General features: G+C 38.7%; 7 protein-coding genes and 1 pseudogene. 2 read left to right on the top strand and 6 right to left on the bottom strand.

Translation table 11 applies throughout. The annotated features are described in order from the left end of the window. From HMPREF0519_RS05290 to HMPREF0519_RS05275, 4 genes are all read right to left on the bottom strand, one after another. Window positions 1-602: HD domain-containing protein (locus HMPREF0519_RS05290; protein ID WP_004561442.1), on the bottom strand; the 602-nt coding region annotated here is incomplete at its 3' end. A 136-nt stretch (window positions 603-738) separates the two neighbouring features. After that, entirely contained in the window at window positions 739-1,485 is a 747-nt protein-coding gene (locus tag HMPREF0519_RS05285) for a 16S rRNA (uracil(1498)-N(3))-methyltransferase (protein ID WP_004561441.1), read from the bottom strand. Further along, the gene (prmA, locus tag HMPREF0519_RS05280; protein WP_004561440.1) at window positions 1,485-2,447 is read right to left on the bottom strand and encodes a 50S ribosomal protein L11 methyltransferase; all 963 of its coding nucleotides are present in this window, start codon (window positions 2,445-2,447) and stop codon (window positions 1,485-1,487) included. The genes HMPREF0519_RS05285 and prmA overlap by 1 nt, the downstream gene beginning before the upstream one ends. A 50-nt stretch (window positions 2,448-2,497) precedes the next feature. Next, a complete protein-coding gene (locus HMPREF0519_RS05275) occupies window positions 2,498-2,845 on the bottom strand; it encodes a hypothetical protein (RefSeq protein WP_003553836.1) in 348 nt (115 codons plus the stop codon). A 252-nt stretch (window positions 2,846-3,097) separates the two neighbouring features. Here HMPREF0519_RS05275 and HMPREF0519_RS05270 point away from each other — a divergent pair, with 252 nt between their 5' ends. After that, window positions 3,098-3,520 (top strand): hypothetical protein, encoded by a 423-nt coding sequence (locus tag HMPREF0519_RS05270; protein WP_004561439.1) that lies wholly within the window; start codon window positions 3,098-3,100, stop codon window positions 3,518-3,520. 333 nt (window positions 3,521-3,853) lie between these two features. Next, window positions 3,854-4,288, top strand: coding sequence for a hypothetical protein (locus tag HMPREF0519_RS05265; RefSeq protein ID WP_004561438.1), 435 nt, complete (start codon window positions 3,854-3,856; stop codon window positions 4,286-4,288). Between the two features lie 782 nt (window positions 4,289-5,070). On the opposite strand, the gene HMPREF0519_RS05260 is transcribed toward HMPREF0519_RS05265, so the two are convergent. Together HMPREF0519_RS05260 and HMPREF0519_RS05255 are read right to left on the bottom strand one after the other, a co-directional pair. Next, window positions 5,071-5,889 carry a GH25 family lysozyme gene (locus tag HMPREF0519_RS05260; protein WP_040472721.1) on the bottom strand — a complete coding sequence of 273 codons (819 nt, stop codon included), beginning with the start codon at window positions 5,887-5,889 and terminating at the stop codon, window positions 5,071-5,073. Next, window positions 5,882-6,196 (bottom strand): annotated as a pseudogene (locus HMPREF0519_RS05255) (hypothetical protein); the annotation flags it as partial. The gene HMPREF0519_RS05260 and the pseudogene HMPREF0519_RS05255, both read right to left, overlap by 8 nt.

Below are 6,196 nucleotides of genomic sequence, written 5' to 3'. Positions count from 1 at the left end.
CGATAATATTGTTGTGGATTAAGATAACGAAGCGAAATATCCTCAAGTTCCCATTTAATGGTTCCGATACCTAAACGATCAGCAATCGGTGCATAAATTTCCAACGTCTCTTTGGCAATCCGCCGTTGCTTATCCGGCCGTAGCGATTTTAAAGTTCTCATATTGTGTAGCCGATCAGCCAATTTAACAATCATAACTCGAATATCTTTGCACATGGCCAGAAGCAATTTGCGATGATTTTCAGCGAGGCGTTCTTCACTTGATTTATATTTAATTTTTGAAAGTTTGGTAACCCCATCGACAATCAGTGCGACGTCGTTACCAAACAACTCCTGAACATCACTCAGCTCGGCGCCGGTATCTTCTACTACGTCGTGTAAGAACCCCGATGAGACTGTTTCTGGGTCCATGTGCAGGTCTGCTAAGATTCCGGCTACCTGAATCGGATGGGTAATATATGGTTCTCCGGATTGACGCATTTGGTCTTTGTGTGCAATTTTGGCAAACTCATAAGCTCGTTTGACCATTTTGACATGATCATCGTTCATATACTCGGATACCTTTTTAATAACGTCATCAGCAGTCCAAATTTTAGTAGTCATTTTATCAACTCTTCTCTGTTATTGAAAAATGAACGTTAAGCAACTATGTCGGTTGTTACCCGGTCACAAGCGTTTAAGGCCATTTAAAAATAATCGTTTCTAATAGTCATTATTCTATCATTGTTTTTAACCGAAATCAGCTTTTGAGGAGCTCTGTCATGACCGATACGGACGACAAAAAGTACATTGGTGCTGTTTCAGTTCGTAAAATTCTCGGCCCCAAACCAGCTGAAATGTATGCCTGGTCAGTTAGTAGTGAAATCTCCTCGGAAGAAATACCGCCCTCTGGACCAAAGACTGCCACAATTGATGTATCAGGACGAATGTCTTTCAGAGCCTGAGCCAAATTAGACTCTTCCCCATCTTTGGCGGCTTCCTCATACGCCACAAGTTTAACATCGAAGGGTCGTTTAGTCAGCTCATAAAGACTGTGTAGGTAGCTAACCGTCGGAACAAGATTTCGATGTGATTGTTCAGCTGCACTTAATGCAACCTCATTAAGCCGTTTGAGCTTTTTTTCACTTTTTTGATCCCACTTAACAATTGAACGGGCCATTGGTAGAAATATGATATGATCGGCACCAAGCTCCGTTGCTTTCTGGACAATTAACTCAGGCTTATTCTTTTTTGACAAGCCACTGACGATCGTGACTTCCACGGGTAGTTCAACATCCATGTGAAGTTCTTTTTGAATCGTCGCTGTTACCTGTCGCCCATCAATTGACCCGATTTCTGCAAGATAAACAAGATGGGTAGCTGAAACCAACTGAACCTTATCCCCCACTTCAGCGCGAAGCACTTTACTAAGATGATGCCCAATTTCTAAGGGAAGTGTTACCCTTTGATTGTTTGTTAGATTCTCATTAATAAAATAATGCTGCATTATTTATCCTCTTCGACTGTTTTTTCAGCAATAACAGCATACCAGTCCCCCATTTTCATCGACTGATCCACTTTAAAATGAAATTGATTCAGCGTATTTATAATCAAACCATATTTATCTTTGATAATTCCTGACATTAAAAAATGACCGCCCGGCTTCAGATTTTCATACGCTTGAGGCACCAAAGGGACAATAATTTCTGCAAGGATATTGGCAACTACTAAGTCAACCTGGGTATGAATTCCCTTCAATAAATCATTAACGGCAACCGGAATATCAGCTGCTTGAGGATTAAGACGCATATTTTTCTTAGCGGACTCAACCGCCACATCATCAACGTCATAAGCAGTAATTTTTTTTGCCCCCATTAACTTGGCAGCAATACTTAGCACCCCCGAGCCTGTTCCAACATCAATTATTGATTCGCCACCACGAAGGACCATTTCCAAGGCCTGCAAAGACAATTGGGTGGTCGGGTGCGTCCCCGTTCCAAATGCCATCCCTGGGTCAAGGCGGATGAGTTGTTCTAATGAATTCTTTGGTTTGTAGTCATCCCAACTGGGCACAACCGTTAAATATCTTGTCACGGCAAATGGATGATAGTATTTTTCCCAAGCAGTTTTCCAATTTTCATCTGCTACCGGGCTTATTTTAAGCTCACCAGGAGCCGATTTGAGCCCAAATTCAGTGAGCCCTTGTACCTCAGATGAAATTTCCGCAGCGTGCTGATCGATGTGTCTGCTTTCCGGATAATAAGCAGACACAATCGCTCCTTTTGAAATGTGTGGAACATCTTCTAAATCAATATAGCCGCCATGGTGACCATACATACCGGTAGATAGCTTTTCAAAATCTTTTGCATCCTCAATTGAAACGCCTGTTGCGCCATAAGTCATTAAAATATTTGAAACGGCCTCAACCGCTTCACTTGTTGTGATTATCGAAACTTCAGTCCATTGCATAAATAGTCTCCTACCATCCTTAAGTTATTAACGGTACGAAAAAAGCACCCTTATTTGGATGCTCCATCCGTCACTTCTTTTGATTTTTTGGCTTCTCGAGCCTGTACTTTGGCTTCATGCCTCAATAAATGTTCTTCCAAATAATGAAGCAACTCTGACTCACTGTAAAATATCCGGGGATGTTTTTGCTTATGGAGACGCAAATCAATCTCATTTATTCGCTGTCTACCAGTCCATTTATGACTGTATCGAATAATTAGCCGATTATCCAGTCGGTCGCGGCCAAATCGAAAAATATAGATATTATCCGGCGTCAGTAATGGACGCATGTACTCTTTCTTATAGAAATAACCATTTTTTCGTAAATACTGCTTTGTTCGACTAAGAATAATTAACACCTCCTAAACTGTAAAGCACGTAGATAATCACCTACTAGATGCCTTATTAATTTGATTATCAATTCTAAATTTAAGCTTTGTATCCTTTGATCATTAAAGCAATTGCTCAGTTCTGAACATTGAATCATAAGATGACAAAACAATTTATCGAACGGAAAACGAATTAATATATATATTAATAGAATATCTGTGAAAACGCAACTATATTTATTATGATTTTCGAACTTGATTTAAACATTTCTTTTACCTATCATGAAATATAAAGGAGTTGAAAAAGAAATGGAACTGTTTAAAGTGCGTTTTATTAACAAAATCCGTCCCGATACCATTGAAATCCGGTATCGTGCAGTACTGGAAAGTCATGCCAGCGAAACTATTTTCGAAGGGTCGCAATTATTTCACAGAGATTTTCTTAAACCACAACTTTTGAAAACCGGTGAGGTTGCTTTACGTGCCATCGGTAATATTTTTTCAGCGATCCCTAACAACTTAGTTTTAGATCAATTAAGTTTTGAACAATCACATGACCGTTCAGTTTTAGAAGTCCCCTCTAAATCCAGTTTCGATCAATTTATTATTAATCAAAACCAGCTTGACCGTGTTCAAACCCACCAAAATAAAGATGGTAAGGCGATCATAGATACCAAAATGATCACTGAACTTCGAATTGGCTGATCCAATACCTACTTTTAGTTAATATAGTTTAATAGTTAAGTGTTCATTTTTCAAGCACCTATTTAAAAATTTCAATATTGGACGCCTTATTTGTGAGATGGCCTTTCATTATTTTGACATTAACTGATTTTTAATCAATCAGTAGGACTCATCTAAAGGGTGAAAGGACCGGTCAGAAAATTGAAATCTAATTCTTTGACAGGTTATTGAAAATTAGCATATACTAAAATTAAAGAAAGATTAAAATTTAAAAAACATCATCTCATTTAACGTTCTGAAGGGGTAAATTTAATAAGGCGCTATCCATAATTAACTCATCCGAGGGGTCAAAAAATGAACTTATCAGAAAAAGTTAAGGCTGTTCTAGACAGTAACGCGAGTGCATATAAGATTGAGCAACTGACTGGAGTGAATTCTTCAATTATTCTGCGATTAAGAAATCATAGTCGGTCCATCAATAACCTTTCGTTAGGAACTGCCGAAAAGTTGGAACGGTATTTCGATTATCGCCTCGCACACTTGCTGAAAAAGAATGATAATGACCCGAAACTTTCGTATTTTCGTCATCGATTAACAAATTTACTCCAAGAGCTGTATGAAGCTCAAGAAACCGAAGATCGAAAGGATCAGATAGTCGATGATAATCGTGCAATGACAGCCGTTATTGAACAACTATTTGATGATATTTTAGACGATGCGGCAGAGATCAGAAAACTTCAAAAAATTTATGATCGATTGGCAAAACAAGATCCAAAACTCACCTTTTAGACCCATTCATTATTCTGATCAGTTTTAAGTTTCCTGTTTCATTTAAATGTTGATCATGATTTTATGTCTTGTAATGAAGACTTAAATCATGATCTTTTATTTTGAGGAGCTAAAAGTGTCTGTTTTCAAACGAAGAATAGCCGCTACCAATTTAAATATACACAAAAATCAGCATCGTCCCTTTTGGTAGTGTGTTAAAAAATGCTCATTGTAAAGCCCGGATATGGCTTATCCAAAAAAGTTCACCCCCACACAATACAAGGTGAACTTTCGCAATTGAATCTCAATTCTAATATCTGTTAAACGAAGAATGCAATAAAGGCCTGCCAAATAATTCGATACACTTTAGTATACGTTTTATGAACCAAAGCCCTTATTTATCGCCCTTTTCTTCCTCATCGGTTTGAAGAACCGCCATGAAGGCTTCCTATAGTATAGGTAGTTTTTGACTTATTTATTAAATACCTCGCTTATCTAATAATGCTTGGCACTATTAGTATTCATAAGAATTATTTAGTTCAATAGGAACTCTTAATATCTGAAATCGTTTAGGCTTATTTTGTGATAGGAAGTAAAAATGGTGGAATAGAATCAGTATAATAGTAGGAACTCAATTTCAACTTTTGAATAACAATCGTTTGAAACCCGCTTAATATTAACATTTTCACATCATGTATTCACTTTTACACTTTTTGTTCAAAAACGTAAACGGAAACTCAGTTAAATTTAATCACTAATATGCAAAAAAGCCCACCCCGAATTAACGAGGTGGACTTGATAGTCTATTTAGCTTTAGGTTTCGACTTCTTCAAGAATTTAACATACCATTTGTTGGATGAAACGTAGCCCTGCCCGTTGATATACAGGCGAGTAATCTTACCATGCTTCACCGGTGTCGCCCAGAAACGTGAGCCAGTACCATATCTATCCGCACGTTTATTAGCTTTCTTAAACTCCATTGAGTTATACATTGGCAGCCACTTCATACGAACTTGGTAGAGACCAGGCGTTACATAATAGGAAGGTTTCTCAGTAGTCTTGCTACCTGATAGTGAGCCATCAAAATCGTACGATGCATCGACTCCGTGCCAGTTATCACTAAACTGCCACGCATTTGCGTTGGCTACACCAGGCTGAGAAGCTCTGTAAGATGCCACCCAAATATGTTTATCGACTAAAGCATTTCGTTGAATTCGACCGGAATTAAACCATGAACTTGATCCATAGGTTACAACATTTCTATATCCGGCATTAATCAGATAACGTAAAAACGTATTAACTTGTGGTGTCGTATTGTATGGCAGTCCAGGCGCTTCAACATCGATCACTAGCACAGTAGATTTATCTAGTCCAAACTTCTTAACCCAAGCTAAAAAGTATTTAGCTTCAGCAATTCCATAGCCTTGAAAGAAATGATAGACACTAACCGAACCAAATACTTTAAGCGAGTTAGTAACTTGTGCCGAAGCTTTTGGATTTACATAATTGGTGCCCTCGGTTAATTTTACTACAGCAAAGTCAGCGCCCAACTTCTTGAAGTTCTGAAAATAGGATAGTGAACTACCTTGATAGCTCGATACATCAATCCCTAATTTAGGCATTTGCATCACTCTTTTCTACACTTTTCGATGTTGCAGAAGCGGGTTCTGCTACACTTTCAGGCTTTGGTGCGGATACTTGTGCGACTGCCGAAGCAGAGCTTGCCGGTGTTTGTACAGGGACAGCCGATTTTTCGGCCGGCTCTGTTGGTTCAGGTGAAGTAGCAGGCTCGTGGTTGTCATAGCCGAGCTTCTTAAATTGCTGATAGGCTGATTCAACAATTGAATCCACAATCTCAGGCGTCACCCAACTAAAGCCAAGTTGTGCCGCAAAATCAGCTACATCTTTGTCGGCTGCCTTTTTACGGTC

The sequence above is a fragment of the Lentilactobacillus hilgardii DSM 20176 = ATCC 8290 genome (assembly GCF_000159315.1).
GTDB lineage: Bacteria > Bacillota > Bacilli > Lactobacillales > Lactobacillaceae > Lentilactobacillus > Lentilactobacillus hilgardii.
This window is presented reverse-complemented; position numbering and strand designations above follow the sequence as displayed.